Origin of the sequence: Salmonella bongori NCTC 12419 (genome assembly GCF_000252995.1) — a bacterium.
Lineage (GTDB): Bacteria > Pseudomonadota > Gammaproteobacteria > Enterobacterales > Enterobacteriaceae > Salmonella > Salmonella bongori.
The window spans coordinates 1,832,249-1,858,442 of record NC_015761.1 but is presented as its reverse complement, the minus strand read 5'-3'; the positions used below and the strand labels follow the sequence as shown (position 1 = coordinate 1,858,442).

Genomic DNA, 26,194 nt, shown 5'->3' with positions numbered 1-26,194 from the left:
GCCTGGCATGAACACTTTTTTTAGGCTTACCGCGTTAGCTGGCCTGCTTGCATTAGCAGGCCAGTCCTTCGCCGTGGAAGATATTACGCGCGCTGATCAAATTCCCGTACTGAAGGAAGAGACGCAACATGCGACAGTGAGCGAGCGCGTGACGTCGCGTTTTACCCGCTCCCATTATCGCCAGTTCGATCTGGATCAGGCATTTTCGGCAAAGATCTTTGATCGTTATCTGAATCTCCTTGACTACAGCCATAACGTGTTGTTGGCGAGCGATGTCGAACAGTTTGCGAAAAAGAAAACCGTGTTAGGCGATGAGCTGCGTACGGGTAAACTGGATGTTTTTTACGATCTTTACAACCTGGCGCAAAAGCGCCGGTTTGAACGATACCAGTACGCGCTAAAAGTGCTGGAACGCCCGATGGATTTTACCGGAAACGATACGTTTAACCTGGACCGCAGTAAAGCGCCCTGGCCGAAAGATGAGGCTGAGCTGAATGCGCTGTGGGATAGCAAAGTGAAATTCGACGAGCTTAGTCTGAAACTCACAGGCAAGAGTGACAAAGAAATTCGTGAAACGCTGACGCGTCGCTATAAATTTGCCATTCGCCGTCTGGCGCAGACCAACAGTGAAGATGTGTTTTCACTGGCGATGACCGCTTTTGCGCGTGAAATCGACCCGCACACAAATTACCTTTCTCCTCGCAATACCGAGCAGTTTAATACCGAAATGAGTCTGTCTCTGGAAGGTATCGGCGCGGTACTGCAAATGGATGATGATTACACAGTTATTAACTCGTTGGTTGCTGGCGGTCCGGCGGCGAAGAGCAAGTCGATTAGCGTTGGTGACCGCATCGTCGGCGTAGGACAGACTGGCAAACCCATGGTCGACGTCATTGGTTGGCGTCTTGATGATGTGGTGGCGCTGATTAAAGGGCCAAAAGGCAGTAAGGTCCGTCTGGAGATTCTGCCTGCCGGTAAAGGAACGAAAACCCGCATCGTCACTTTGACGCGCGAACGTATCCGTCTTGAAGATCGCGCAGTAAAAATGTCGGTGAAAACGGTCGACAAAGAAAAAGTCGGCGTACTGGATATTCCTGGCTTCTATGTCGGGTTGACTGATGATGTCAAAGTTCAGCTGCAGAAGCTGGAAAAACAGAACGTTAGCAGCATTGTTATCGATCTGCGTTCCAACGGTGGCGGGGCGCTGACGGAAGCGGTTTCGCTTTCCGGTCTGTTTATTCCTTCCGGTCCGATAGTTCAGGTACGCGACAATAACGGAAAGGTGCGCGAGGATAGCGATACCGACGGCGTTGTCTACTATAAAGGCCCACTGGTGGTGTTGGTCGATCGCTTCAGCGCCTCGGCATCGGAAATATTCGCCGCCGCGATGCAGGATTACGGTCGTGCGTTAATTGTCGGCGAGCCGACTTTCGGTAAAGGGACGGTGCAGCAATATCGTTCGTTAAATCGAATTTACGATCAGATGCTTCGTCCGGAATGGCCTGCGTTGGGGTCGGTGCAGTACACCATCCAGAAGTTTTACCGTGTTAACGGTGGCAGTACGCAGCGCAAAGGGGTTACGCCGGATATCATCATGCCGACAGGGAATGAAGAGACGGAAACGGGAGAAAAATTTGAAGATAACGCCTTGCCGTGGGATAGCATCGATGCGGCTAAGTACGTGAAATCGGATGATTTAAGTCAGTTTGGTCCGGAGTTATTGAAAGAACATAACGCGCGTATCGCCAAAGATCCTGAGTTCCAGTACATCATGAAGGATATTGCTCGTTTCAATGCCCAGAAGGATAAGCGAAACATTGTCTCTCTTAACTATGCGCAACGTGAGAAAGAGAACAATGAAGAGGATGCCATGCGTCTGGCGCGTATTAACGACCGGTTTAAACGCGAGGGTAAACCGCTGCTGAAAAAACTGGACGATCTGCCAAAAGATTACCAGGAGCCGGACCCGTACCTTGATGAAACGGTGAAGATTGCTCTTGATCTGGCGCATCTTGAAAAAGAAAAGCCAACGGAGCAGGCAGTCGCCGCTAAGTAACACTCACAGGCACAAGAAATTGTGCCTGTTTTTTGTCTATGGAAAACCCCCAGCTAGGCTGGGGGTTCCGGAAAGCTTTCAGCTTTAAGCCAGTTATTAAAACCCCTTTTGATTTGTTAAAACATCTTGCGGCCTGGCAACTGCAAAAGTTCAACAAGAAATCAAAAGGGGGTCCCAATGGGGGACGAAAAGAGCTTAGCGCACACCCGATGGAACTGTAAATATCACATAGTTTTCGCGCCCAAATACCGAAGACAAGCGTTCTATGGAGAGAAGCGTAGGGCAGTAGGCAGCATATTAAGAAAATTGTGTGAATGGAAAAACGTACGAATTCTGGAAGCAGAATGTTGCGCAGATCATATCCACATGCTTCTGGAGATCCCGCCGAAGATGAGTGTGTCGGGCTTCATGGGCTATCTGAAGGGTAAAAGCAGCCTGATGCTGTATGAGCAGTTTGGGGATTTGAAATTCAAATACAGGAACAGGGAGTTCTGGTGCCGCGGATACTACGTTGATACGGTGGGTAAGAACACAGCGAAGATACAGGAATACATAAAGCACCAGCTTGAAGAGGATAAAATGGGAGAGCAGTTATCGATCCCTTATCCGGGTAGCCCGTTTACGGGCCGTAAGTAACGAAGTTTGATGCAAATGTCAGATCGTATGCGCCTGTTAGGGCGCGGCTGGTAAGAGAGCCTTACAGGCGCATCAGAAAAACCTCCGGCTATGCCGGAGGATATTTATTTTTAACAAGCTCAGCAAGTCGTCAGTATAATACTACAAAATGTAAAGTTGTGTTTTTCTCGTGACTTACCGCCTGGTGATGCTTGAAAATAGCCATAAGACCCATACGATGTGGGTAATCGCATAGTGCGTTTTGTTAAATTGAGGTTAAAAGAAAATTATGATGCGAATCGCGCTCTTCCTGCTGACGAACCTGGCCGTGATGGTAGTTTTCGGTCTGGTTCTGAGCCTGACAGGGATACAGTCAAGCAGCGTACAAGGCTTGCTGATTATGGCGTTGCTGTTTGGTTTTGGCGGTTCTTTTATTTCATTGCTGATGTCCAAATGGATGGCGTTAAAATCCGTGGGAGGGGAAGTTATTGAGCAACCTCGCAATGAAAGAGAACGCTGGCTAATGAATACGGTAGCAACGCAAGCGCGACAGGCCGGTATCGCCATGCCACAGGTGGCTATCTACCATGCGCCGGATATTAACGCGTTTGCGACGGGCGCACGCCGTGACGCCTCGCTGGTCGCCGTGAGCACCGGGCTGTTGCAAAACATGAGTCCTGATGAAGCAGAAGCCGTCATCGCGCATGAAATCAGCCACATTGCCAACGGTGATATGGTGACAATGACGTTGATCCAGGGGGTGGTAAACACCTTCGTTATCTTTATTTCGCGCATCATCGCCCAGATTGCTGCCGGATTTTTGGGCGGCAACCGTGATGAGGGGGAAGGGAGTAATGGCAATCCGCTCATCTATTTTGCCGTCGCCACGGTGCTGGAACTGGTCTTCGGTATTCTGGCGAGCATTATCACGATGTGGTTCTCTCGTTACCGTGAGTTCCATGCCGATGCGGGCTCGGCGAAGCTGGTTGGCCGTGAAAAAATGATTGCCGCATTGCAGCGCCTGAAAACCAGCTATGAGCCGCAAGAAGCGACCAGCATGATGGCGTTTTGCATCAACGGTAAGTCTAAATCGCTGAGTGAGTTGTTTATGACGCATCCACCGCTGGATAAACGTATTGAAGCGCTGCGTAGTGGTGAATACCTTAAATAATACGCTCGTGGTAACAGGAAAAAGCGCGTCTTCCGACGCGCTTTTTTTACGCCTGAACGCGCGGCTGCGTAATACGTAAACCGCTCACCACCGCCGCGAGGATGGCCAGAATGCCTGCTACGAGCAGGGACAAGTGCGTACCGCTATCGCCAAACTGGTTCAACATGAGCGCCACCAGCGCGGCGCCGATACTTTGACCTAGCAGCCGTGCTGTGCCCAGCATCCCACTGGCACCACCGCTACGTTCACGTGGCGCGGAAGTAATAATGGTGTGATTATTTGGTGACTGGAACAGACCAAAGCCCGCGCCGCAAAGCATCATCGGCCAGATAATATTCAGATCAGAGGGGGAGACGGGCAGTATCACCAGCGCAAACAGCCCGGTAGCCATTACCACCATTCCCAGCGCGCCCAACAAACCGGCATGAAGACGTTCAATCAGATAACCGGCCAGCGGCGCCATTACCATGGTTGCCAGCGGCCAGGGAGTCAACAACAGGCCGGTTTCTACTTCGCTACGGCCCAGTACGGTTTGCAGGTAAAAAGGCAGTGAGACCATAGCTAACATTTGTGCGCAGAACGAGCAAATCGAAGTGCCGATGGAGAGCGAAAAGAGCGGGATGCGCAGCAGGTCAATGGGAAGCAAGGGAACAGGTAAAGCCAGCTGGCGGCGGACGAAGAAAAAACCGACCACGACCAGGATAAGCAACTCGGCGCCAATCAGCGTGAGCGATTGCCCCTGGGCAAAACCGCCCAGTGCGGTAATCAGCAGGCCGAATGTGAGCGCATTCATTACCGCGCTGGGTAAGTCAAAACGAGGTTTAGTACCATGAGAGCTATTTGCCGGTAAAAAGCGGATGGCCAGTATTAAGGCGATGACGCCTAACGGAACATTAATCAGGAACAGCCATTTCCATGATGAGATGGACAGGATTGCCGCGGCGATAGTTGGGCCTGCAGCCGAAGAGACGGCAACGATAAAAGAGTTAATCCCCATCCCGCGTCCCAGATGGCGTTGGGGGTAGATAAGACGAATGAGTGCCGTATTGACACTCATGAGCGCTGCGCCGCCAAACCCCTGAGCGATACGCGCCAGCGTGAGCATTTGCAGCGAGTCTGAAAGCGCGCAAAATAATGATGAAAGCAAAAATATAACCAGTCCACATTTATAGATCCGGCGATAACCAAACATGTCGCCCAAAAAAGAGAGGGAAAGCAGTGAGACAACAATCGCGATTTGGTACGCATTGACAATCCAGATGGAACTGGCAGGGGAGGCGTGTAAATCTGCGGCGATGGTTGGCAGCGCGACATTAGCGATGGCACCATCCAGAACCGCCATCGAAATACCGATGACAATTGTCAGGATTGCGCCATATCGCTGCGGGAGGGGTAGGCCGTCAGCCCGTTTTTTTTCCATAAGTATTTTGTAATAAGAGCAATTATGATCTGAATAATAATTTTAGCATTACTATCGCGGCGTTATGTCGCAGATTTGTAACGAAGTAAGCAAAGATGGATTGCGGGCGACCTGGCGTGAAATTATAATAAAAACTTGTTCTGAATTTTATAAAACGCTCGTAATGAGGTGATAAATGGCAAACGCAGATCTGGATAAACAGCCTGATTCTGTATCTTCTGTGCTGAAGGTTTTCGGCATTCTGCAGGCGCTGGGTGAAGAGCGTGAAATAGGGATTACCGAACTGTCGCAGCGCGTCATGATGTCGAAAAGCACCGTTTATCGCTTTTTACAGACCATGAAAACGCTGGGCTACGTGGCGCAGGAAGGGGAGTCGGAAAAATACTCGCTGACGCTAAAGCTGTTTGAACTGGGCGCGCGAGCTTTGCAAAATGTTGATTTGATCCGCAGCGCGGACATCCAGATGCGCGAGCTTTCTCGTCTGACGAAAGAAACTATCCATCTTGGTGCTCTGGATGAAGACAGCATTGTCTATATCCACAAAATAGACTCTATGTACAATCTTCGGATGTACTCACGCATTGGCCGCCGTAATCCCCTGTACAGTACCGCTATTGGCAAAGTGCTTCTGGCCTGGCGCGATCGCGATGAGGTTAAGCAGATTCTGGATGGCGTAGAGTATAAACAAAGCACCGGGCGAACCATTACCAGCACAGAAGCCTTATTGCCTCTGTTGGATAAAGTGCGCGAGCAAGGTTATGGTGAAGATAACGAAGAGCAGGAAGAAGGTTTACGTTGCATCGGCGTACCGGTATTCGATCGTTTTGGCGTAGTGATTGCAGGGTTAAGCATTTCTTTCCCAACGCTACGCTTTTCCGAAGAGCGTTTACAGGAATATGTTGCTATGTTGCACACCGCTGCACGTAAAATTTCTGAGCAAATGGGTTACAACAATTATCCCTTCTGAGCAATATTATTGCTATGACGCTAAAAAACAGCCACGAAAAATGTGGCTGTTTTTTTTATAACATTTAATGAGTGGGAATGATAAAAATGATAATGGTAATCTGCTTATTTAACGGTTATTAAAATAATATTTAACGGCGCTTATAACCAATAGTCAATATAGGAAAAATTTCCAGGATAGTTTCAGCATGAAATTATTTATTAGCGCTTAGCCATTATCCACGACAGTGGCGCTTTTTCTGAAAATAGGGCAGTCAGAAAAGCCGATGATACCGCTATTCGTATGGACATATTGCGCTGTGCTGGTGCCGCGTGCGGTCAGGTAATGGCACTGCAGGCCTAGTCCCGCCGCGTTCACGTTACTTCCTACCAGTACGCCATAGCCGCTCAGCAGTAAGCCTATCCATACCAGGGAAAACAATATTATTGCGCGAATGATCAAACGCATTACAACCTCTTTTGTTTTTTCGTTAGAATAAGAGTAGCGTGTACATTGATTGAAACAAGTGAATCATTCCTAAAAACATATAATGCCGCTACAGTTACTCCTGGTTTAAGTAACGCATGATAATTTAGCGGTATAAGATGTAAGATCGGAGAGTGGAGTGAAAAAATTTCGATGGGTCGTCCTCGGCATCGTAGTGGTGGTATGTCTGCTGCTGTGGGCGCAGGTGTTTAATATCATGTGCGATCAGGATGTACAATTTTTCAGCGGTATTTGCGCCATCAATAAATTTATTCCCTGGTAAACGTTTTGTACCAGAGATTTCCTTCCCGTGTAGCAGTGGTAGAATGACGTCTCTACATTGAGGTGGTGAAATGAACGATGTTTTAAACTCTGGTGCGTTTTCCCTTGCATCTTTAGTTGTATCAGTGATGGTTCTGGTGGTTGGTCTGGTGCTCTGGTTTTTCGTTAACCGGGCAAGTTCCCGGGTTAACGAACAGGTAGAACTGCTCGAAGCGTTATTGGATCAGCAAAAGCGGCAAAACGCCTTGTTGCGCCGACTTTGTGCAGCCAATGAACCTGAAAAAGACACTGACTCCGCAACTGCGGTAAGCGAACCGAAAGAGGAGGAGGATATCATTCGCCTGGTTGCTGAACGATAAGTCCTTTGCCGGGGGACGCAGGCGGCGTCAGATGCCGTACGTCCCCGTCCTGCCTTTCTGTTTTTGTCGGTATGGCTGTTTACCATCGATAAGGCGGTATCAACATCCTGTCTAATAAGAGTTGATATGAAACACAGTTTTATATTTATAACAAATGCGTCTATGTCAATTATGTGATAACGATCGTTTTTATTAAAAGCGAAACGTTTCTCTCCCGTTTTATGAATTGTCATTGTTTGTTCATTATTTTAAGGCACCCTGTAAAGGTCAGACAGGTTACGGATAGCGATACCGTAAACCTCTTTTCTTTTCTATTCTTTTGATTAAAAGGTGTTTTTTAGCATGATGATAATTTATGCATTACTCAGCATAAAAAGTGATATGAAAAATGCAGCTTTTAAATGTGATTTGATGTACTGGAAGATGCGAAGTTATTGAGCTATGGTAAAAAAGTGGCTGTTCAGCAGTAGCGTTATCAGCGTGTCTGCCAGCACATGAAGATATATCTTCAGCAGTTTTGTTGCATAAACGTGCTGCTTCTATGTGAAGGTTCTCGTAATTTGTGCGACGGATCGAGACACGTTTAAAAATGGCTTGCCATAATTAACGTTGTATGTGATAACAGGCTTTGGGTTAAACGAGGTACAGTTCTGTTTATGTGTGGCATTTTCAGTAAAGAAGTCCTGAGTAAACACGTTGACGTTGAATACCGCTTCTCTGCCGAACCTTATATTAGTGCCTCAAGCAGTAATGTCTCAGTTTTATCTATGTTATGCCTGCGGGCAAAGAAAACACTCTAAGGAATTTTGCAAATGGCAAAGATTAAAGGTCAAGTTAAGTGGTTCAACGAGTCCAAAGGTTTTGGCTTCATTACTCCGGCTGATGGCAGCAAAGATGTGTTCGTACACTTCTCCGCTATCCAGGGCAATGGCTTCAAAACTCTGGCTGAAGGCCAGAACGTTGAGTTCGAAATTCAGGACGGCCAGAAAGGTCCGGCCGCTGTTAACGTAACAGCTATCTGATCGACACCACTGATTTGATGCGTTTCGTCGCGTCAGCCTCAGATATAAAGCCTCGCTAATAGCGGGGCTTTTTAATTCAATATCCTTCAAAATGTGTCTGAACACGCTCTCGTTAGCGATTTGTTGCAAAGGCGCGATATTATTAGCATTGTTTTTTCTGGTTTTTTCTGCCGTTTCCCGTTAAATCAATCACCTGAAAAATGATTCCGCTGGAGACCAGGTGAAAAAGAAAAGCGACGGCGATACCCGTAATTTTACGCCCATACGTTTTGCGCTACTTTGTATTGCCATTTTGCTTAGTATGGCATTACTGCTGGGGCGGGTGGCATGGCTGCAAATTGTTACGCCGTCGAAACTGGTGAAACAAGAAGATATGCGCTCGCTTCGTGAAGTGACAACGGCCTCTCCCCGCGGCATGATTACGGACAGAGAAGGACGCCCCTTGGCGGTGAGCGTTCCGGTTAATGCGGTCTGGGCCGATCCCAGGACCATCATCAGCAAGGGCGGCGTTGGCTACAATCAGCGCTGGCAAGCCCTGGCCAGCGCGCTACATCTGTCGCTCAGTACGCTTGCTGAACGGGTAAACAGCAACCCGGCAGGCCGCTTTATCTACCTGGCGCGCCAGGTTTCACCTCAGCAAGCCGAATGGATTGATAAGCTGAATCTGCCGGGCATTAATCTGCGGGAAGAATCACGCCGTTTTTATCCAGCCGGACATGTAGCGGCCAATTTGATCGGCTTCACCAATATCGACGGGCAGGGGATAGAAGGTATTGAAAAAAGCTTCAATGCGCAACTGACGGGAAAACCGGGTTCCCGGCTGGTACGTAAAGACAAATTTGGCCATGTTATTGAGAACATTACGGAGGTTAATCCGGTTCCTGCTCATGAGTTGCAGCTGAGTATTGATGAACGTCTGCAAACGGTGACGGAAGATGCGCTGGATAACGCCGTCACCTGGAATAAAGCGGACTCCGGCGCCGCCGTATTGATTAACATCCCAACGGGTGAAATTCTCTCTATGGCGAGTTACCCGGATTTTAACCCGAATAATCGTGAAGGCGCGCAGTTGGACGATTTTCGTAACCGCGCCATCAGCGACACCTTCGAACCCGGTTCTACCGTTAAGCCGTTGGTTATTATGACCGCCTTACAGCAAGGCATCGTACAACCGGATAGCGTGATTGATACCCATCCCTTTATTCTCGATGGACACCGTATTCGCGATGTCGGTTACTATCCGGAACTGACATTAACCGGTATTTTGCAAAAATCCAGCGATACCGGCGTATCCCATCTTTCTCTGGCGATGCCGGTTCAGAAATTGATGGATACTTACAAGAGCTTTGGCTTCGGCGTGCCTACCGGGCTTGGCCTGACTGGCGAAAGCAGTGGCCTGTTGCCGAAACGCCGCTACTGGAGTGATTTGGACCGCGCCACCTTTGCTTTTGGGTACGGCCTGATGGTGACGCCGCTTCAACTGGCGCATGTTTATGCCACGATTGGCAGCTTTGGCATTTATCGTCCATTATCGATCACCAAAGTTGATCCGCCCGTGATCGGTACGCGAGTCATGTCAGAAGAACTGGTACACGAGGTGGAACATATGATGGAAAGTGTGGCGCTGCCGGGCGGTGGCGGAACAAAAGCCGCTGTACGGGATTATCGGATTGCGGTCAAAACCGGGACGGCGAAAAAAATTGGCGATGACGGTAAATATGTTGACAAGTATGTGGCATATACCGCAGGTGTGGCGCCGGCAAGCAATCCCCGGTTTGCGCTGGTGGTGGTGATTAACAATCCACAGAATGGAGCGTACTATGGCGGCGCGGTATCGGCGCCCGTGTTCAGCCAGATCATGGGCGATGTGTTGCGTCTGGAAAATATTGAGCCAGATGGTATGCCAGCCGATTCGGATCATCTTCTGGTAATGCACGATAGTCACGTCTCGGTTCCGGGCCGGTAAAAGATTTTCCCGGGGCGCAATTCGCGTTACACTTGCGCCCTTTAGCGCCCTCAGTCCGGAGTAGTCATGTCGTTTACCTGTCCGCTTTGCCACCAGCCGCTTACGCAAATTAAGAATAGTTTTATGTGTCCGCAGCGGCATCAGTTTGATATGGCTAAAGAGGGATATATCAATTTGTTGCCCGTTCAGCATAAACGTTCGCGCGATCCGGGGGACAACATAGAAATGATGCAGGCAAGGAGAGCATTTCTTGATGCAGGCCATTACCAGCCGCTGCGTGAGATGGTAATAAACGTGTTGCGTGAACGGCTGGACAAATCGGCCACGGCGATTCTGGATATCGGCTGCGGTGAGGGTTATTACACCCATGCTTTTGCCAATGCATTGCCGGAGATAACCACATTTGGACTGGACGTTGCGAAAGTGGCGATCAAAGCAGCGGCGAAGCGTTACCCGCAGGTCAGGTTTTGCGTGGCGTCAAGTCATCGGCTGCCATTTGCTGATAAGTCAATGGACGCGGTGATCAGGATCTATGCCCCGTGTAAGGCACAGGAACTGGCTCGCGTGGTGAATCCTGGCGGCTGGGTCGTTACCGTCACGCCGGGACCGCGTCATTTGATGGAGCTAAAAGGGCTCATTTACGATGAGGTGCGTCTGCATGCGTCACATGCCGGGCAGCTCGATGGATTTACGTTGCAGCAGAGCACCAGCCTTGCATATCCCATGCAGCTTAACGCTGGGGAGGCCGTGGCGTTGTTGCAAATGACGCCATTCGCCTGGCGCGCCAGGCCGGAAGTGTGGGAGCAACTGGCTGAAAGCGCCGGGTTTAGCTGCCAGACGGATTTTAATCTGCATATCTGGCAGCGTGAGGGTTAACCGTGAGAATGCGCCCACAGGATTTGGGCGCCAATCCCTATCAGTACGATCCCGCCGAGAATTTCAGCGCGCTTGCCCAACATTGGGCCAATAAAGCGACCGATCATCATTCCCAGCGTGGACATGATAAGCGTGGCGCAACCAATAGCCAGTGCGGTAGCGATGATATTAACGTGTAAAAACGCCAGGCCGACACCAACGGCCATCGCATCAAGGCTGGTCGCGATCGCCGTTGTGACTAAGAGCCAAAAACTGTGGCGGCGTAACGGTGTTTCGTCTTCATCATCACCGCCACGAATACCTTCGATGATCATGCGCCCGCCTAAAAAGATCAGCAGAATAAAGGCGATCCAGTGGTTCCATTCCAGAACGAATTTACTCGCCAGCATTCCCAGACCCCAGCCGATCAGCGGGGTCAGTGTTTCAACCGCGCCAAAAATAAGGCCAGTACGTAGCGCTTCTGAAAACTTGGGTTTATGGAGGGTGGCACCTTTGCCAATTGACGCCGCAAAAGCGTCCATCGACATGCCGAAAGCGAGAAGAATAGTAGCAGTAAAGTGCATGACAGCGTCCTGACCGGGGTATCCATTAAACACACCACTGCCCCCAGCAAACATGTATGTCGCCATTCTGTGACAAGATACATAGCAGTTGATGCGCCTATGGTCTCGCCTGACCAACGGTTGCTGGTCCGTACGCGCCACGTTTTACAACGAGTATGTTGACACGTACATTTCCGGAGTCTGGAAATCGGCTACTCCCCAATTGACGGCGCAACATTAACATATTTTTAGAATATAAAACAACAGCGATAAAATATTATTTGTTTTGCAATTGAAAACGATTTTCATTCATAGCTGCTTATCAATAAAACGTTAAATTTAATAACAATTAATCAATGAGAAATATAGCCATGGCTATATTATGTTTTGTCATAAAATTCGAAAAACATAGTTGAGGCTATAACTTAACTTATTGAGATGAAATAAGAAGTTTATATATTTTCTCCAGATCGTCGATATTTCGTACACGGATAAGCAGGCGTCGGTGTTCTAATTGCATTACTAGTACGCCATCCTCCGATAAATTCATCTCTTTAATGCGCTCATATTCTATCCAGACATTGGCGAAGAAAAAGCCGCCTTGTTTAAAGATGATTTTTGGGGTGCGGATCCAGAACAGGTAAAAGCCCATCAACGCTGTAACGCATAATAGCCATGTCGTGACTGGCGCGCCGTGGCTGGTAATATTGTTATAGATAAGAATTACCATCAGACCGACGAATATAACACTATCGACGCGTCCACGGCGTAGCAACGGGATAGCCAACTGAGTCGGGCTTTTGCGGTGGGGCATGATGAACTGATCGTAAATGGCATATACCAGTAATGCGACAATAAAGAAAACCAACACCAGGTCCGTGATCGACATCTATCCTTTATCCTCCAGAGAAATAAAAACGGGGCCGTTTGGCCCCGGTAGTATACAGCAGTCTTACTGGCCCAGCAGACCGACAGCGTAACCGGCGATGCCGATGACAAAGAAGCCCACAATAATCCACAGCGGGTTAACTTTCTTACGCAGCAGCCACATACAGGCAAAGGTCAACAGGAGCGGAACCAGACCCGGCATCAACTGGTCGAGAATGGTTTGCACGGTGGTAACGCGGGTCTGACCATCCTGACCCGTAATGGTGGAGACCACCAGCGGGATATTCACATGCGTCCACTTGTTAACCAGTGCCCCCATAACAAAGAGGCCGAGGATTGACGCCCCCTCAGTCAGTTTTTGCAGGAAGCCGCCGCCCATATCTTTAACGATATCGACGCCTTTGCGATAGCCATAAGCCACGCCGTAATAACGGGTCGCCAGGCGCACCAGGTTAAACAGAATGAAGAACAGCAGCGGACCGAGCAGGCTGCCGCTCATTGCAATACCAGCACCCAGCGCGGCGAATACCGGACGAACGGTACCCCAGAAGATAGGGTCGCCGACGCCTGCCAGAGGCCCCATCAGACCGACTTTGATACCGTTGATGGCACCATCATCAATCTCCGCGCCGTTCGCACGCTTTTCTTCCATTGCCAGCGTTACGCCCAGTACTGGCGCCGCAACGTAAGGATGGGTGTTAAAGAACTCCAGATGACGTTTAATGGCCTGTTTACGCGCGTCATTATTCTCCGGATACAGGCGACGAATCGCCGGCACCATAGAGAAGCAGAAGCCGAGCGCCTGCATACGTTCGAAGTTCCATGATCCCTGGAACAGGTTAGAACGAAGGAATACGCCGCGAATGTCGCTCGGAGTGAGTTTTTTCTCGGTGGTAGTTTTAGTCATATCAACCATTTCGCTCACCTGTTAGTCCAGTTCATTATCGAGATCGTTATTGCCAGCAGCCTGCGCAGGCGCGCCCGCGACACGGTTGTATTTCGGGCTCAGCTGGATGTAAAGAATAGCCATCACTGCGCCGATAACACCCAGTGCGACCAGGTTGAAGTTTGTGAATGCCGCGGTGACGAAACCGAGATAGAAGAACGGCATCAGGTAACCTGCGCGCATCATATTAATGACCATCGCATAACCAACCACGACGATCATGCCGCCGGCGATGTTCAGGCCGCCTGTGACGACTTCAGGAATTGCATTCAGCATCCCCTGTACTTCGCTGGTGCCTACGGAGATGGCAACGATAACCGCCGGGATAGCGATACGCATTGCTTGCAGGAACAGGGAAGAGACGTGCAGCCAGGAGAGCGCCGTCAGGTTGCCATTTTCAGCCGCCTTGTCCGCCGCGTGCTGGAATGCCACGGTAATGGTACGTACGATAATGGTCAGTACCTGGCCTGCCGCCGCCAGCGGAATCGCCAGCGCGATACCGGCGCCAATGCTTTGATGCCCGGCGATGACCAGAACGGTAGAGATGATGGACGCCAGTGCGGCATCAGGCGCAACGGCAGCACCGATGTTCATCCAGCCCAACGCGATCATTTCCAGAGTACCGCCGATGATAATACCGGTTTTCATGTCCCCCAGAACGGCGCCGATTAAGGTACAGGCGATCAGCGGGCGATGGAACTGAAATTCATCAAGTACCGACTCCATACCTGCGATACATGCGACGATGAACACCAGCACAATCTGAAGAGTGGTAATCTCCATTGTACTTCTCCTATTGCTATCTTAAGTGTGAAAGCTAATTAAATGCCGGCGGTTATTTCGCCACTTTGGCAATTAAATCCATCATTTTCAGTTTTGGATCGGTGGAAACTTTACGCACCTCAAGCTCGATGCCGCGCTCGTTGAGCTTTTTAAAGGCTTCGATATCCTTTTCGTCGACGGAAACAGCGTTGTTCACCTGGGTTTTGCCCTGGCGATAAGCCATACCGCCAATGTTCACAGAGGTAACTTTGACCCCGCCTTCAACGATGCGCTCGACGTCGGTAGGATTGGTAAACAGAAGCATCACGCGTTCGCCGGCGTATTTCGGATTGTTGTAAACGCGAATCATCTTCGCAACGTCAACCACGTGCGCGGTGACGCCCGGAGGCGCAACCTGCGTCAGCAGCGTTTTACGTACGGTATCCGCCGCAACCTCATCACTCACGACAATAATACGGCTGACATTGGTTTCTTTGGTCCAGCGGGTGGCGACCTGGCCATGAATGAGTCGGTCATCAATACGGGCAAGTCCGATGACCATATAATCATTCGGCCCCATGGGTTTTGCCGGGGTGGCAGCTTTTGGCGTAGCCGCAGCGACGGGGGCCGGCGCAGCTTTCTCTACCGGTTTCGCTTTCAGCGCTTTTACGCCTTCGCTACCGGTTTCCACCGCCAGCGCCACCAGTTCGTCAAAACTCGGATCGTCATCGCGGGCCATAAACGTTTCGACCAGCATCGGGATATTGACGCCGGCAACTACCTCATAATGCTCTTTATCGACGACAATGCGGCTGGCAGCGTTAAACGGACTACCTCCCCATGTATCAACGAGAAATAGCACGCCTTTACTGGTATCGAGTTTTGCCAACTGAGCGTTGTACTTTTCGATCAGCGTTTCAGCGTTTTCGCCTGGAACGAAATCGATCCAGCCGACGTTTTCCTGCTCGCCTAACAGCATTTCGGCTGTTTTAAGTAACTGCTCTGCAGCCCAACCATGTGTGCCTATAACAATAGCAATGGTCACTTGCTACCTCCTTTATTATTGTCAACACATCAACGTGACAGATGTATTTTTGAATCGCCGTCCGCAATCGAATCGATTCAGATAAGGGTTACAACGAAAAACGCATGATTTTCGTGAATTATTTTAGATATCGAAAAAAATATTTTGTGTGATGGAGATCCGTAATTTTGTTTTCGATAATGAGAAATTTCGAAGTGTAAAATATCCCGGTTACATCTCTTTGCAAAGGAAGGTAAATCTTTGCCAAAAACCAGTTGTCTCTGTTATGTTTAGCTTCCGTTTAATTAGAATGGAGTATAGGGCAGCAGCCCGTTGTATGGATCGTCACCGACGTCATTTCACTTTTTGGCCGTTTTGCGCCTGTCAATCTGGCATGTCTTGCCATAACCTTACTTTGTTTATCGCGTTACCGCCTGCATCCTTTGAGATGTTGTGGGCGCCGTTTAGTCATTCCTTAAGCAGGAGCTTGTCATGGAATTATTAATGGATCCCTCAATTTGGGCGGGATTACTCACGCTTGTCGTTCTTGAAATCGTACTGGGTATTGATAACCTGGTCTTTATCGCTATCCTGGCTGATAAACTGCCGCCGAAGCAGCGTGACAAAGCGCGCCTGATTGGTCTGTCGCTGGCGCTGATTATGCGTCTGGCGCTACTGTCCGTGATCTCGTGGATGGTGACCTTAACAAAGCCGATTTTTACCGTCTGGGATTTTACCTTCTCCGGCCGTGATTTAATTATGTTATTGGGCGGGATATTCCTGCTGTTTAAAGCGACCACTGAGCTGCATGAACGCCTGGAAAACCGTGAACATGACACCGGCCACGGTAAAGGTTATGCGAGTTTCTGGGTCGTGGTGACGCAGATTGTCATCCTGGATGCGGTTTTCTCGCTCGACGCTGTTATTACGGCGGTAGGTATGGTGAACCATCTGCCGGTCATGATGGCGGCGGTGGTGATTGCGATGGCGGTGATGCTACTGGCGTCAAAACCGCTGACCCGTTTTGTCAACCAACATCCGACGGTTGTGGTGCTTTGCTTGAGCTTCCTGCTGATGATTGGCTTGAGTCTGGTGGCGGAAGGGTTTGGCTTTCATATTCCGAAAGGCTACCTGTACGCGGCAATTGGTTTCTCAATCATTATTGAGGTATTTAACCAGATTGCGCGCCGCAACTTTATTCGCCACCAGTCCACGTTGCCACTGCGCGCGCGTACTGCGGACGCTATCCTGCGACTGATGGGGGGAAAACGCCAGGCGAATACGCAGCATGAGACGGATAGCCCGGCTGCGATATCGACACCGGAAGGTGCCTTCGCCGAAGAAGAACGCTACATGATTAACGGCGTCCTGACTCTGGCATCGCGCTCCCTGCGCGGCATTATGACGCCGCGAGGCGAAATCAGCTGGGTGGATGCGAATCTTAGCGTAGCTGAAATTCGTCAGCAATTGCTCTCCTCTCCGCATAGTTTGTTCCCGGTATGCCGGGGCGAGCTGGATGAAATTATCGGTATCGTGCGGGCGAAAGAGTTGTTGGTGGCGCTGGAAGAGGGCGCGGATGTTGCTGCTGTTGCCGCATCTTCCCCGGCGATCGTGGTGCCGGAAACACTTGACCCTATCAATTTGTTAGGTGTTCTGCGCCGGGCACGCGGCAGTTTCGTTATCGTCACTAACGAGTTTGGCGTGGTGCAGGGACTGGTTACGCCGCTGGATGTGCTGGAAGCGATTGCCGGCGAGTTTCCGGATGCCGATGAAACGCCGGAAATTGTGGCCGATGCCGATGGCTGGATAGTGAAGGGCGGCACCGATCTCCATGCGTTACAGCAGGCGCTGGAGATGGATAATCTGGTAAATGAAGAGGGCGATATTGCGACAGTCGCGGGATTAGTGATTGCCGCGAATGGACATATTCCTCGCATAGGGGATGTCATTGACGTTCCGCCGCTGCGGATAACGATTGTCGAGGCCAACGATTATCGCGTGGATCTGGTTCGTATTGTTAAAGAACAGCCTGCTCACGACGAAGAGGAATAACGTCGCCAGGCTATAAGTGCGGCATAGCGGACATAATATGTCCGTTATGCCGGGCGGGCGGCGGCGTTCTGCCCGCCAGCCATTGCGGAAATTCGCTAATGGGCATCGGTTTCGCATAGAGATAACCCTGCAACGTCTGAACGCCATGCTGGCGCAGATGTTGTGCCTGTTCCTGGCTTTCGACGCCTTCCGCAACCAGTTCAATATTCAGTTTTTGCCCCAGTGCGATAATAATATCGGTCACGGTTGAATTTACCGCATCGGTGCCGATGGCGGCGGTAAAGGATTTATCAATTTTCAAAATATCCGGACGTAGCTTCTCCAGCCAGGAGAGTGAGCTGTTTCCTGTGCCAAAATCATCGATCGCTAACTTCACACCCTTGCAATGTAGTTCGCGCCTCAGTCGATAATCAACGTCAAGCAGCGCGTCGCGCTCTGTGAGCTCCAGCACCAGTTGCTGAACAGGTTCCGCACTAAACCAGTACTGATTAAGATCCCGGAGAAGCACACCGTGTCGAAAATGGCTCGCCGCAACGTTAATGCCGATATGAAACTGGTGACTCACAGGGAAGTAGTGCCGCTGCCGAATGGTTTCCGCAATAACATAGCGGGTGAGCGGCGCTATCAGGTTATGCTCTTCAGCAATGGGGATAAAAACATCCGGCGAGATCCAGCCCTGGCGCGGATTGTTCCAGCGTAACAGGATCTCAACGCCGGTACAGTGCTGTGTCCGCGCATTAAGCAGCGGTTGGCAAAATAGCTCAAACTCCCGTTCGGCCAGGGCCAGATTAATCTCCCAGGAAAAGCTCATTCTGCTGGCTGTCGCCAGCCATGCGATATACCCGATCAACAGACTAAGCAAGACGGCCAGGGGGAGCTGCGTCGGCAGATGTTTGAACGCCAGTTCGCCCGCCGATGGTCCGGTGACGCTGATAGTAAAAGGGAAGTGCTGCGATGAGAGCGAGTAGCGCTCTTCATCTTTTAATGGCGGAAGCTCCTCGACCACACCCAGGCCATATAACAGGTGCCGTTTGCCGACCGTCAGACTGGCGTTGGTAATCTGCGGTTGCTGTGGCTCAAGTAGCATGGTCGTCAGCAAGTCAATATTGACGATTTCCATCACGCCATTCAGGCCATCCGGGGAAGCAGGATACCACTGGATGAGAATAGGGCTTCCCTTGAGTAAGGATTGATCCGTCGAAAGCAGCAGCAGATCGGCGGCGGCGGGAAGATCGGGCTGGAGCTGGCGCACAGGAACATGGCGGGCGCCAAAAATACTTGAGCAGTAGAGAATTCCGTTTTTCACCAGTCCGATAGAACGAATGGTCTGGAGGCGGGCAGCTTGCTTACGCAGCGGCAGATGCGCGCTGGCGCATGGCAATTCAAGCAAGGGAAGCAGCACGTTGCGGCCAGCCTGTAGAGGATGTAGCACATTATCCAGCGCGTCAACGGCATGATTTGCAAACGCGACTGTACGATGGTGATTTAAGTTCCGCTCCGAAATAAATCGGATGCTCAGCGTAAAAATGAGCGTGACCACTGCACAAATCGTGCAAACAATGAAACGATTACGGCGATAGTTATTGATGATCCGTTGTGCTGTTTGCATGCGGGCCGCCCAATAAGCCGTTGGCAACAAAAGCCAACCGCGACACAGCAAGTGTAGTGGGGAAACAGGGAGTCGACGAGCAAGAGACAAAAATTTTGCCCATCTGTAGCAGATGGGCGAAAGGAGAGCGTTAACAGCCGATGCGGCGTTTAATCACACTGGACCTTAATGGCCAGCCCGCCGCGCGAGGTCTCGCGGTATTTCGCGTTCATATCTTTTCCGGTTTCGTACATCGTTTCGATGACTTTATCCAGCGAGACGCGCGGCGCGCTGGTTCGACGCATCGCCATACGCGCGGCGTTGATCGCTTTAACCGAGGCGATGGCGTTACGCTCAATACACGGTACCTGCACCTGGCCGGCGACCGGGTCGCAGGTCAGTCCCAGGTTATGCTCCATGCCGATTTCAGCCGCGACGCAAACTTGTTCCGGGCTGGCGCCCAGCAGTTCAGCAAGGCCTGCCGCCGCCATCGAACAGGCGACGCCTACCTCGCCCTGACAGCCGACTTCCGCGCCGGAAATGGACGCATTCATCTTATATAGCGCGCCAATAGCGCCAGCCGCCAGGAAGTAGCGGGTGTAAATATCCGGGCTGACAGACTCAATAAAATGGTCGTAATAAGCCAGTACCGCAGGAACGATGCCGCACGCGCCATTGGTTGGCGCCGTTACAACACGCCCACCCGCCGCGTTTTCTTCGTTCACCGCCAGGGCAAACATGTTCACCCAGTCAATGACATTCATTGGATCGCTGGAAAGCTTATCGCTGGCAACCAGCATACGACGCAGTGCAGAAGCGCGGCGCGGTACACGCAGCGGTCCTGGCAGTACGCCTTCGGTATTCATACCGCGATCGATACAGGCTTGCATGGTTTGCCAGACATGACCGAAGTAGTCTTCAATCTCTTTTTTGCTGTGCAGCGCCAGTTCGTTTTGCATCACCATGCCGGAGAGCGAAAGGCCTGTACTGCTGCAATATTCCAGCATTTCTTTCGCCGACTTAAACGGATAAGGGACCGTCACCTCATTCGTCGCTTCCTGACCGAAATGCGCTTCATCAACGATAAAGCCCCCGCCGATGGAGTAGTATGTTTTGCTATAAATGACCGTGTCACCCTGCCAGGCATGGATTTGCATTCCATTTTCATGAAGCGGCAAATTGCCATTATGAAAACGCATTCCGTCATCTTTTGGAAAATCGACTTCCTGACGGCCCTGAGCCAGTAGCAGACGCTCGCGCGTTTCAACGTCGCGAATAAAACCGGGGATGCTATCAATATCCACGGTAGCGGGTTCATTTCCCGCCAGTCCCATAATAATGGCGATATCGGTATGGTGACCTTTCCCCGTCAGCGACAGCGAGCCGTAGACATCGACAGCGACGCGGGTAACGTTATCCAGTAATCCTTTTTCGACCAGGTCATCGACGAATTGTTTACCGGCCTTCATCGGGCCAACAGTATGGGAAGAGGAGGGACCAATCCCTACCTTAAACATGTCGAATAGACTAATCACGATAATACTCCTGACAGGGCAACCGGAGCTTCCGGTTACGATGTTATAACTGCGCATAGTGTAAGAGGGAACGCCGCCATCGGCTTAACTATTCACATGAATTAAACTAATGGGTAACCGCGTTTTTACTAATATTGCGACAGTAATCTCAAGTCGTGTCTTGCGCGCGTAAAGTTAAGTATATACACGTTATCCTTCAGGCTGCCTCTCTGGGGGATGCGATTGTTACCGCCTTGAGGCAATCAATGTGAATGTCGTTGTGTACAGTCAGGGCTTCATGCCAATTTGCAGCGCCAGTTCACGAATAATACTCGCAGTCATGCCCCAGACGAAATAATGCTCATACCAGGAGAGCCATACGCGGTGCGAATTGCCGCGGCGGTAGACATCAAGCGGGTGATATCGCCCCAGTTGCAACGCTTGCGCCAGCGGCATTTCAAAAACCGCAGATACTTCGTCTTCGCTGGCGCGCCAGGGCAAGTTTGGCGGAATAATCCCGACCACTGGCGTGACCTGAAAACCCGTCACGCTGTCTACCGGTGGTAAGACGCCAATCACCTCTACGGCTTGCGGCGGGATAGCGACCTCCTCCTGTGCTTCACGAAGCGCCGCGGCGATAAGTGAAGCGTCGGTACTGTCTACGGCACCGCCGGGAAAAGCGACCTGCCCGGCGTGTTTGCGCAGATGAATCGCTCGCTGGGTCAACAGGAGGCCTGGTTGGGGACGGCGTACCACGGGGATCAGTACGGCGGCCTGGCGTTGATTTAACGTTTCATGGGGCATCTGCGGACGCAGAAGCTGAAAACGTGATAAGAAATGATCGAGCGTCAGACGGCTGGTATCCACGTATTAATTCTCCAGTTGATGCAGGATACGATTAACTTTATCAAAGGTTTCCTGATATTCCGCTTCTTCCGTGCTATCCGCCACGATACCGCCGCCGGCAGAGCAATAGAGTTGGCCCTGTGTCGCGGTGAGTGTTCGAATGGTAATACTGGTATCCATGTTGCCGCAGAAACTCAGATAGCCAATGCTGCCGCACCAGGCGTTGCGTCGCTGCGGCTCCAGTTCATCGATAATTTCCATCGCTCGCACTTTAGGCGCGCCAGTGATGGAACCGCCGGGAAAGGCGGCACGCAGCAGGTCTGTAGCATGAAGCGAGTCCGGTAAGCGAGCGGTAATGGTGCTGACCAGATGGTGAACGGCGGGAAACGGTTCGACGACAAACAGCTCCGGGACTCTCACCGACCCCGGAACGGCGACCCGACCAATGTCGTTACGCATCAGATCGACGATCATCAGATTTTCGGCGCGATCTTTCGGCGAGTTTGCCAATTTTTGTGCTTGCAGGCGATCCGCCTGCAGCTCATGGCGCCGTGGAAGCGTACCTTTAATTGGACGTGTCTGGATGTGACCGTTCTCCAACTGGATAAAACGCTCAGGAGAAAGGCTTAATATGGCGCCGTCACGGAGACGAAGAAAGGCGCTAAACGGCGCGCGATTTGCGCGGTTAAGGCGTTCGAAAGCTTGCCACTCATCACCCTCATAACTTGCCTGAAAACGCTGGGCAAGATTGACCTGGTAACAGTCGCCGCTGTGCAGCCAGGCCTGCACCTGGCGAAACTTTTCACCATACTCGCGGCGCGTCATATTGGATTGCCAGGCCGAGGTCAGCGTAAAGGGCGCCCGGGTCGGCGCACGCTGGCTAATGAGCCAGCGATAACGGGCGTCTGCATCGTGATAGCTTATCAGTGACACGGCCTGTTTTTGGTGATCGACAATGAGCGCCCAGTCGTAAATGCCGATCGCCATATCGGGTAAAGCGATGTCCTGCGCGGCGAGAGCGGGCAGATCTTCGAAATGTCGGCCCAGATCGTAACCAAACAGACCCAGCGCGCCGCCCTGGAACGGTAGGTCAGGATCAGGCAGAGGATGAAAAGACAGCGCCTCCAGCTGTGACTGTAAAATCTGTAACGGATCGTTGAGGCTGACGGTGGTGCTGTGAGCTGTGCGTACCGTGGTGTCTTTTGCCCGCGTGATCAGGGTGGTGATGGGATCGGCAACCAGAATATCAAAGCGATTATACGGATGAAGGGCATTACCGGAATGCAGCAACATCGCCCAGGGCAACTGGCTTATGGGCGCAAAATAGTGTTCAGCGGCGTCCTGACGCCAGGGTAAGGTGATAACAGTGGGAGATAACGTCTTCATCATTCCTGACTCGTTACGACACTACTGGCTTACCGCCGGGTAGCGTGAAATAATTAGCACTGACAATTTAACAGGAGTTAATCATGTTTGCAGGTTTACCTTCACTCAGCCATGAACAACAGCAAAAAGCGGTAGAACGTATCCAGGAATTGATGTCGCAAGGCATGAGTAGCGGGCAGGCTATCGCGCAAGTGGCGGATGAACTTCGCGCCAGCCATACCGGCGAACGGATAGTGGCGCGGTTTGAGGATGAAGATGAATAACGGATTTATACCGCTGCGACAATCTTAATCTCAACTTTATATTTCGGGTTCATCAGACCGGCCTGGACAGTACAGCGTACCGGCGCATGACCTGCGACAACCCATGCATCCCATGCTTTATTCATGGCGGCAAAATCCGCTTTATCACTCAGGAAAATCGTGGCGTCCAGAATACGGGATTTACTGGAGCCCTGTTTTTCCAGTACTGCATCAATTTGTGCCAGCGTATTCACCGTTTGTTCAAAAGCATCGGCGTCCAGGTTTTCCGGTACGCCGGTGTACCACAACGTATTATTGTGGATCACCACGTCTGACCAACGATCTTCGGCATCAATACGCACGATAGTCATTATTTATTCCTCATTTACTTTTCATTTGGATGGCGCAAGACTGCCATAATGTCGCGTCGCCGTCACCTCTGCAACTGGCGTAAGCCTCTTCACCCTGACATAATCCCTGTGCAAATTAACAGGGGGCAGTGTGACGGACGATTTTGCAGCAGATGGCCAACTGGCTAAAGCGATAACTGGTTTTAAACCGCGCGAACCACAGCGACAAATGGCGGTTGCGGTAACAGAGGCGATTGAAAAGGCGCAGCCTCTGGTCGTTGAAGCCGGTACCGGGACCGGGAAAACCTACGCTTATCTTGCTCCGGCATTGCGCGCCGGGAAAAAAGTCATTATTTCGACCGGATCAAAAGCGCTACAGGATCAACTCTACAGTCGCGATCTGCCCACGGTAGCAAAAGCGCTGGCGTTTACCGGTAAAACGGCACTGTTGAAAGGACGGTCAAATTACCTTTGTCTGGAGCGGCTGGAACAACAGGCGCTGGCCGGCGGTGATTTGCCAGTACAAACATTAAGCGACGTGATATTGCTTCGCTCCTGGTCTAACCAGACGCTGGATGGTGATATCAGTACCTGTGTTAGCGTGGCGGAGGATTCCCAGGCCTGGCCGCTGGTCACCAGCACCAACGATAACTGTCTTGGTAGCGATTGTCCGCTTTACAAAGAGTGCTTTGTGGTGAAAGCGCGTAAAAAAGCGATGGACGCAGATGTGGTGGTGGTGAACCATCATCTTTTTCTTGCGGATATGGTGGTAAAAGAGAGCGGGTTTGGCGAACTTATCCCTCAGGCTGAAGTAATGATCTTCGATGAAGCCCACCAACTGCCTGACATCGCCAGCCAGTATTTCGGACAATCGCTCTCCAGCCGTCAGTTGCTGGATTTAGCAAAAGACATCACCATTGCCTACCGGACGGAACTGAAAGACACTCAACAGTTGCAGAAATGCGCCGACCGTCTCGCCCAAAGTGCGCAGGATTTTCGTCTGCAACTGGGGGAGCCTGGCTATCGGGGCAATTTGCGTGAACTGCTGGCCGACCCACGTATCCAGCGGGCATTTTTACTGCTGGATGATACGCTGGAGCTTTGTTACGACGTGGCGAAGTTGTCGCTGGGTCGGTCGGCGCTGCTGGATGCGGCCTTTGAGCGCGCCACGCTATATCGTGCGCGGCTTAAACGCTTAAAAGAGATCAATCAGCCGGGATACAGCTACTGGTATGAATGTACCTCGCGCCATTTCACTCTGGCATTGACGCCCCTCACCGTGGCGGACAAATTTAAAGAGGTGATGGAACAAAAGCCGGGCAGCTGGATTTTTACCTCAGCCACGCTGTCGGTAAATGATGATCTCCACCACTTTACTGCCCGTCTGGGGATTGAGCAGGCGGAATCCATGCTGTTGCCCAGCCCCTTTGACTATACGCGTCAGGCGTTACTCTGCGTGCCGCGTAATTTGCCGCAAACCAATCAGCCCGGCGCGGCGCGGCAGTTGGCGGCAATGTTAAGACCGATTATCGAAGCCAATAACGGACGTTGTTTTATGCTGTGCACGTCGCACGCGATGATGCGTGAGCTGGCGGAGCAGTTTCGCGCTACCATGGCGCTCCCGGTGTTGTTACAGGGGGAAACCAGCAAAGGGCAGCTGTTACAGCAATTTGTGAGCGCGGGCAACGCGCTACTTGTCGCCACCAGCAGCTTCTGGGAAGGGGTGGACGTGCGCGGCGATACGTTATCTTTGGTGATTATCGACAAATTGCCGTTTACCTCCCCGGACGACCCGCTGTTAAAAGCGCGAATGGAAGACTGTCGTCTACGCGGCGGCGATCCGTTTGACGATGTTCAGTTGCCCGATGCGGTGATTACGTTGAAGCAGGGCGTGGGGCGGCTGATTCGCGATGCGGACGATCGCGGGGTGTTAGTAATTTGTGATAACCGGTTGGTGATGCGGCCCTATGGCGCCACATTTCTCGCCAGCTTGCCACCTGCGCCGCGCACGCGTGATATCGCCCGTGTCGTTCGCTTTCTTGCGATGCCATCTGCCGAGTAATTTGTTACTAAGTATGGTAAGATACGCGCTATTTTATTGATCTAAGCACGAAACCCCATGCGAATTCTGGCTATCGATACCGCTACAGAGGCTTGTTCTGTCGCCCTGTGGAATAACGGTACTATCAATGCTCATTTTGAGCTTTGTCCACGAGAACACACTCAACGTATCCTGCCAATGGTGCAGGAGATTCTGGCCGCCAGCGGTGCCTCGCTCAATGAGATAGATGCGCTAGCCTTTGGACGCGGCCCGGGCAGCTTTACCGGCGTGCGTATTGGCATCGGTATTGCGCAAGGGCTGGCGTTGGGGGCAAATCTGCCGATGATTGGTATTTCGACGCTTGCCACAATGGCCCAGGGGGCGTGGCGTAAAACCGGTGCAACACGCGTGCTTGCCGCCATTGATGCAAGAATGGGCGAAGTGTACTGGGCGGAATACCAGCGCGATGAGCAGGGTATCTGGCAGGGGGAGACGACAGAAGCGGTGCTGAAGCCGGCGCAGGTCGGCGAGCGGCTGCAACAGCTCTCTGGCAGGTGGGCGACGGTGGGCACGGGCTGGTCTGCCTGGCCCGATCTGGCACAGGGCTGCGGATTGTCGCTTTATGATGGGGAGATATTGCTCCCGGTCGCTGAAGATATGCTGTCCATCGCCAGTCAAAAGCTGGCGGCAGGAGAGACGGTTGCTGTAGAACATGCTGAGCCGGTTTATTTACGTAACGAGGTGGCGTGGAAGAAACTTCCCGGCAAAGAATGACTCTCACTACTATTACCCTCGGTTTTATGGAGTAGGGTGG

The 26,194-nt window shown here is 51.4% G+C and carries 27 protein-coding genes; 15 read left to right on the top strand and 12 right to left on the bottom strand.

From position 1 onward, the window contains the following. The first annotated feature begins 7 nt into the window (after window positions 1-7). The 3 genes from prc (at window position 8) to htpX (ending at window position 3,842) form a co-directional block, all read left to right on the top strand. Window positions 8-2,056, top strand: a complete 2,049-nt coding sequence (gene prc, locus SBG_RS08745; RefSeq protein WP_001091245.1) for a carboxy terminal-processing peptidase — start codon at window positions 8-10, stop codon at window positions 2,054-2,056. A gap of 177 nt (window positions 2,057-2,233) precedes the next feature. Continuing rightward, on the top strand, window positions 2,234-2,692 hold the full coding sequence (tnpA, locus tag SBG_RS08740; RefSeq protein WP_000502115.1) for an IS200/IS605-like element IS200F family transposase: 459 nt from the start codon (window positions 2,234-2,236) through the stop codon (window positions 2,690-2,692). A gap of 268 nt (window positions 2,693-2,960) precedes the next feature. Next, complete coding sequence (gene htpX, locus SBG_RS08735) at window positions 2,961-3,842, top strand: protease HtpX (RefSeq protein ID WP_000984498.1); 882 nt, start codon at window positions 2,961-2,963, stop codon at window positions 3,840-3,842. 46 nt (window positions 3,843-3,888) lie between these two features. Here htpX and SBG_RS08730 read toward each other — a convergent pair whose 3' ends face one another. Continuing rightward, window positions 3,889-5,262: an MFS transporter gene (locus SBG_RS08730; protein ID WP_000412620.1), complete on the bottom strand. Its 1,374-nt coding sequence runs from the start codon at window positions 5,260-5,262 to the stop codon at window positions 3,889-3,891. A gap of 175 nt (window positions 5,263-5,437) precedes the next feature. Here SBG_RS08730 and kdgR point away from each other — a divergent pair, with 175 nt between their 5' ends. After that, window positions 5,438-6,229: a DNA-binding transcriptional regulator KdgR gene (gene kdgR / locus SBG_RS08725; protein ID WP_001262200.1), complete on the top strand. Its 792-nt coding sequence runs from the start codon at window positions 5,438-5,440 to the stop codon at window positions 6,227-6,229. A 207-nt stretch (window positions 6,230-6,436) separates the two neighbouring features. Here the strand turns inward: kdgR and SBG_RS08720 are convergent, their stop codons facing one another. Beyond that, window positions 6,437-6,676, bottom strand: coding sequence for a YobH family protein (locus SBG_RS08720; protein ID WP_001236771.1), 240 nt, complete (start codon window positions 6,674-6,676; stop codon window positions 6,437-6,439). 157 nt (window positions 6,677-6,833) lie between these two features. Here SBG_RS08720 and mgrB point away from each other — a divergent pair, with 157 nt between their 5' ends. The 6 genes from mgrB to rlmA all read left to right on the top strand — a co-directional run bounded on the left by mgrB (window position 6,834) and on the right by rlmA (window position 11,199). Beyond that, on the top strand, window positions 6,834-6,977 hold the full coding sequence (gene mgrB / locus SBG_RS08715) for a PhoP/PhoQ regulator MgrB (RefSeq protein ID WP_000714547.1): 144 nt from the start codon (window positions 6,834-6,836) through the stop codon (window positions 6,975-6,977). A 70-nt stretch (window positions 6,978-7,047) separates the two neighbouring features. Continuing rightward, complete coding sequence (locus SBG_RS08710) at window positions 7,048-7,335, top strand: YebO family protein (protein WP_001000662.1); 288 nt, start codon at window positions 7,048-7,050, stop codon at window positions 7,333-7,335. Window positions 7,336-7,991: 656 nt separating this feature from the next. Beyond that, window positions 7,992-8,135: a DUF2627 domain-containing protein gene (locus tag SBG_RS08705; RefSeq protein WP_001537930.1), complete on the top strand. Its 144-nt coding sequence runs from the start codon at window positions 7,992-7,994 to the stop codon at window positions 8,133-8,135. A gap of 12 nt (window positions 8,136-8,147) precedes the next feature. Beyond that, window positions 8,148-8,357, top strand: a complete 210-nt coding sequence (gene cspE / locus SBG_RS08700) for a transcription antiterminator/RNA stability regulator CspE (protein ID WP_001062678.1) — start codon at window positions 8,148-8,150, stop codon at window positions 8,355-8,357. 220 nt (window positions 8,358-8,577) lie between these two features. After that, window positions 8,578-10,323 (top strand): peptidoglycan glycosyltransferase FtsI, encoded by a 1,746-nt coding sequence (gene ftsI, locus SBG_RS08695; protein WP_000730308.1) that lies wholly within the window; start codon window positions 8,578-8,580, stop codon window positions 10,321-10,323. Between the two features lie 66 nt (window positions 10,324-10,389). Further along, window positions 10,390-11,199: a 23S rRNA (guanine(745)-N(1))-methyltransferase gene (gene rlmA / locus SBG_RS08690; RefSeq protein WP_000010912.1), complete on the top strand. Its 810-nt coding sequence runs from the start codon at window positions 10,390-10,392 to the stop codon at window positions 11,197-11,199. On the opposite strand, the gene mntP is transcribed toward rlmA, so the two are convergent. From mntP to manX, 5 genes are all read right to left on the bottom strand, one after another. Continuing rightward, window positions 11,196-11,762, bottom strand: a complete 567-nt coding sequence (gene mntP / locus SBG_RS08685; protein WP_024135036.1) for a manganese efflux pump MntP — start codon at window positions 11,760-11,762, stop codon at window positions 11,196-11,198. The two genes, rlmA and mntP, sit on opposite strands and share 4 nt — an antisense overlap. Before the next feature lie 409 nt (window positions 11,763-12,171). Next, window positions 12,172-12,630 carry a DUF986 family protein gene (locus SBG_RS08680; RefSeq protein WP_000028577.1) on the bottom strand — a complete coding sequence of 153 codons (459 nt, stop codon included), beginning with the start codon at window positions 12,628-12,630 and terminating at the stop codon, window positions 12,172-12,174. Window positions 12,631-12,693: 63 nt separating this feature from the next. Further along, a complete protein-coding gene (locus tag SBG_RS08675) occupies window positions 12,694-13,545 on the bottom strand; it encodes a PTS mannose transporter subunit IID (protein ID WP_015702906.1) in 852 nt (283 codons plus the stop codon). Between the two features lie 12 nt (window positions 13,546-13,557). Further along, entirely contained in the window at window positions 13,558-14,358 is an 801-nt protein-coding gene (gene manY, locus SBG_RS08670; RefSeq protein WP_000406919.1) for a PTS mannose transporter subunit IIC, read from the bottom strand. Between the two features lie 52 nt (window positions 14,359-14,410). After that, window positions 14,411-15,382: a PTS mannose transporter subunit IIAB gene (gene manX, locus SBG_RS08665; protein WP_000150518.1), complete on the bottom strand. Its 972-nt coding sequence runs from the start codon at window positions 15,380-15,382 to the stop codon at window positions 14,411-14,413. Window positions 15,383-15,533: 151 nt separating this feature from the next. Between manX and SBG_RS23460 the strand changes: the two genes are divergently transcribed. After that, window positions 15,534-15,866 carry a protein YoaL gene (locus SBG_RS23460; RefSeq protein ID WP_372450813.1) on the top strand — a complete coding sequence of 111 codons (333 nt, stop codon included), beginning with the start codon at window positions 15,534-15,536 and terminating at the stop codon, window positions 15,864-15,866. Further along, the gene (yoaE, locus tag SBG_RS08655) at window positions 15,854-17,413 is read left to right on the top strand and encodes a CNNM family cation transport protein YoaE (protein ID WP_000421807.1); all 1,560 of its coding nucleotides are present in this window, start codon (window positions 15,854-15,856) and stop codon (window positions 17,411-17,413) included. The genes SBG_RS23460 and yoaE overlap by 13 nt, the downstream gene beginning before the upstream one ends. 10 nt (window positions 17,414-17,423) lie before the next feature. Here yoaE and SBG_RS08650 read toward each other — a convergent pair whose 3' ends face one another. The 4 genes from SBG_RS08650 to pabB all read right to left on the bottom strand — a co-directional run bounded on the left by SBG_RS08650 (window position 17,424) and on the right by pabB (window position 22,750). After that, the gene (locus SBG_RS08650) at window positions 17,424-19,022 is read right to left on the bottom strand and encodes an EAL domain-containing protein (RefSeq protein WP_001192537.1); all 1,599 of its coding nucleotides are present in this window, start codon (window positions 19,020-19,022) and stop codon (window positions 17,424-17,426) included. A gap of 149 nt (window positions 19,023-19,171) precedes the next feature. Next, window positions 19,172-20,536 carry an L-serine ammonia-lyase gene (gene sdaA, locus SBG_RS08645; RefSeq protein ID WP_000624279.1) on the bottom strand — a complete coding sequence of 455 codons (1,365 nt, stop codon included), beginning with the start codon at window positions 20,534-20,536 and terminating at the stop codon, window positions 19,172-19,174. A 267-nt stretch (window positions 20,537-20,803) separates the two neighbouring features. Next, window positions 20,804-21,382, bottom strand: coding sequence for a CoA pyrophosphatase (locus SBG_RS08640; RefSeq protein ID WP_000381535.1), 579 nt, complete (start codon window positions 21,380-21,382; stop codon window positions 20,804-20,806). A gap of 3 nt (window positions 21,383-21,385) precedes the next feature. Continuing rightward, window positions 21,386-22,750, bottom strand: a complete 1,365-nt coding sequence (pabB, locus tag SBG_RS08635) for an aminodeoxychorismate synthase component 1 (protein WP_000978471.1) — start codon at window positions 22,748-22,750, stop codon at window positions 21,386-21,388. Between the two features lie 80 nt (window positions 22,751-22,830). On the opposite strand from pabB, the gene SBG_RS08630 reads away from it, so the two are divergent. Beyond that, on the top strand, window positions 22,831-23,010 hold the full coding sequence (locus SBG_RS08630; RefSeq protein WP_000457329.1) for a YoaH family protein: 180 nt from the start codon (window positions 22,831-22,833) through the stop codon (window positions 23,008-23,010). A 5-nt stretch (window positions 23,011-23,015) separates the two neighbouring features. On the opposite strand, the gene SBG_RS08625 is transcribed toward SBG_RS08630, so the two are convergent. Next, window positions 23,016-23,360 (bottom strand): RidA family protein, encoded by a 345-nt coding sequence (locus SBG_RS08625; RefSeq protein ID WP_000158030.1) that lies wholly within the window; start codon window positions 23,358-23,360, stop codon window positions 23,016-23,018. Between the two features lie 130 nt (window positions 23,361-23,490). On the opposite strand from SBG_RS08625, the gene SBG_RS08620 reads away from it, so the two are divergent. Then, entirely contained in the window at window positions 23,491-25,401 is a 1,911-nt protein-coding gene (locus SBG_RS08620) for an ATP-dependent DNA helicase (RefSeq protein ID WP_000128794.1), read from the top strand. A gap of 57 nt (window positions 25,402-25,458) precedes the next feature. Next, the gene (tsaB, locus tag SBG_RS08615; protein ID WP_001221011.1) at window positions 25,459-26,154 is read left to right on the top strand and encodes a tRNA (adenosine(37)-N6)-threonylcarbamoyltransferase complex dimerization subunit type 1 TsaB; all 696 of its coding nucleotides are present in this window, start codon (window positions 25,459-25,461) and stop codon (window positions 26,152-26,154) included. The last annotated feature ends 40 nt before the right edge of the window (window positions 26,155-26,194 follow it).

What these genes read in the sequence shown, in the direction of transcription:
- prc (WP_001091245.1), top strand. Translation starts at nt 8, where the DNA reads ATGAACACTTTTTTTAGGCTTACCGCGTTAGCTGGCCTGCTTGCATTA.
- tnpA (WP_000502115.1), top strand. Translation starts at nt 2,234, where the DNA reads ATGGGGGACGAAAAGAGCTTAGCGCACACCCGATGGAACTGTAAATAT.
- htpX (WP_000984498.1), top strand. Translation starts at nt 2,961, where the DNA reads ATGATGCGAATCGCGCTCTTCCTGCTGACGAACCTGGCCGTGATGGTA.
- SBG_RS08730 (WP_000412620.1), bottom strand. Translation starts at nt 5,262, where the DNA reads ATGGAAAAAAAACGGGCTGACGGCCTACCCCTCCCGCAGCGATATGGC.
- kdgR (WP_001262200.1), top strand. Translation starts at nt 5,438, where the DNA reads ATGGCAAACGCAGATCTGGATAAACAGCCTGATTCTGTATCTTCTGTG.
- SBG_RS08720 (WP_001236771.1), bottom strand. Translation starts at nt 6,676, where the DNA reads ATGCGTTTGATCATTCGCGCAATAATATTGTTTTCCCTGGTATGGATA.
- SBG_RS08710 (WP_001000662.1), top strand. Translation starts at nt 7,048, where the DNA reads ATGAACGATGTTTTAAACTCTGGTGCGTTTTCCCTTGCATCTTTAGTT.
- SBG_RS08705 (WP_001537930.1), top strand. Translation starts at nt 7,992, where the DNA reads ATGTGTGGCATTTTCAGTAAAGAAGTCCTGAGTAAACACGTTGACGTT.
- cspE (WP_001062678.1), top strand. Translation starts at nt 8,148, where the DNA reads ATGGCAAAGATTAAAGGTCAAGTTAAGTGGTTCAACGAGTCCAAAGGT.
- rlmA (WP_000010912.1), top strand. Translation starts at nt 10,390, where the DNA reads ATGTCGTTTACCTGTCCGCTTTGCCACCAGCCGCTTACGCAAATTAAG.
- mntP (WP_024135036.1), bottom strand. Translation starts at nt 11,762, where the DNA reads ATGCACTTTACTGCTACTATTCTTCTCGCTTTCGGCATGTCGATGGAC.
- SBG_RS08680 (WP_000028577.1), bottom strand. Translation starts at nt 12,630, where the DNA reads ATGTCGATCACGGACCTGGTGTTGGTTTTCTTTATTGTCGCATTACTG.
- SBG_RS08675 (WP_015702906.1), bottom strand. Translation starts at nt 13,545, where the DNA reads ATGGTTGATATGACTAAAACTACCACCGAGAAAAAACTCACTCCGAGC.
- manY (WP_000406919.1), bottom strand. Translation starts at nt 14,358, where the DNA reads ATGGAGATTACCACTCTTCAGATTGTGCTGGTGTTCATCGTCGCATGT.
- SBG_RS23460 (WP_372450813.1), top strand. Translation starts at nt 15,534, where the DNA reads ATGGAGATCCGTAATTTTGTTTTCGATAATGAGAAATTTCGAAGTGTA.
- yoaE (WP_000421807.1), top strand. Translation starts at nt 15,854, where the DNA reads ATGGAATTATTAATGGATCCCTCAATTTGGGCGGGATTACTCACGCTT.
- SBG_RS08650 (WP_001192537.1), bottom strand. Translation starts at nt 19,022, where the DNA reads ATGCAAACAGCACAACGGATCATCAATAACTATCGCCGTAATCGTTTC.
- pabB (WP_000978471.1), bottom strand. Translation starts at nt 22,750, where the DNA reads ATGATGAAGACGTTATCTCCCACTGTTATCACCTTACCCTGGCGTCAG.
- SBG_RS08630 (WP_000457329.1), top strand. Translation starts at nt 22,831, where the DNA reads ATGTTTGCAGGTTTACCTTCACTCAGCCATGAACAACAGCAAAAAGCG.
- SBG_RS08625 (WP_000158030.1), bottom strand. Translation starts at nt 23,360, where the DNA reads ATGACTATCGTGCGTATTGATGCCGAAGATCGTTGGTCAGACGTGGTG.
- tsaB (WP_001221011.1), top strand. Translation starts at nt 25,459, where the DNA reads ATGCGAATTCTGGCTATCGATACCGCTACAGAGGCTTGTTCTGTCGCC.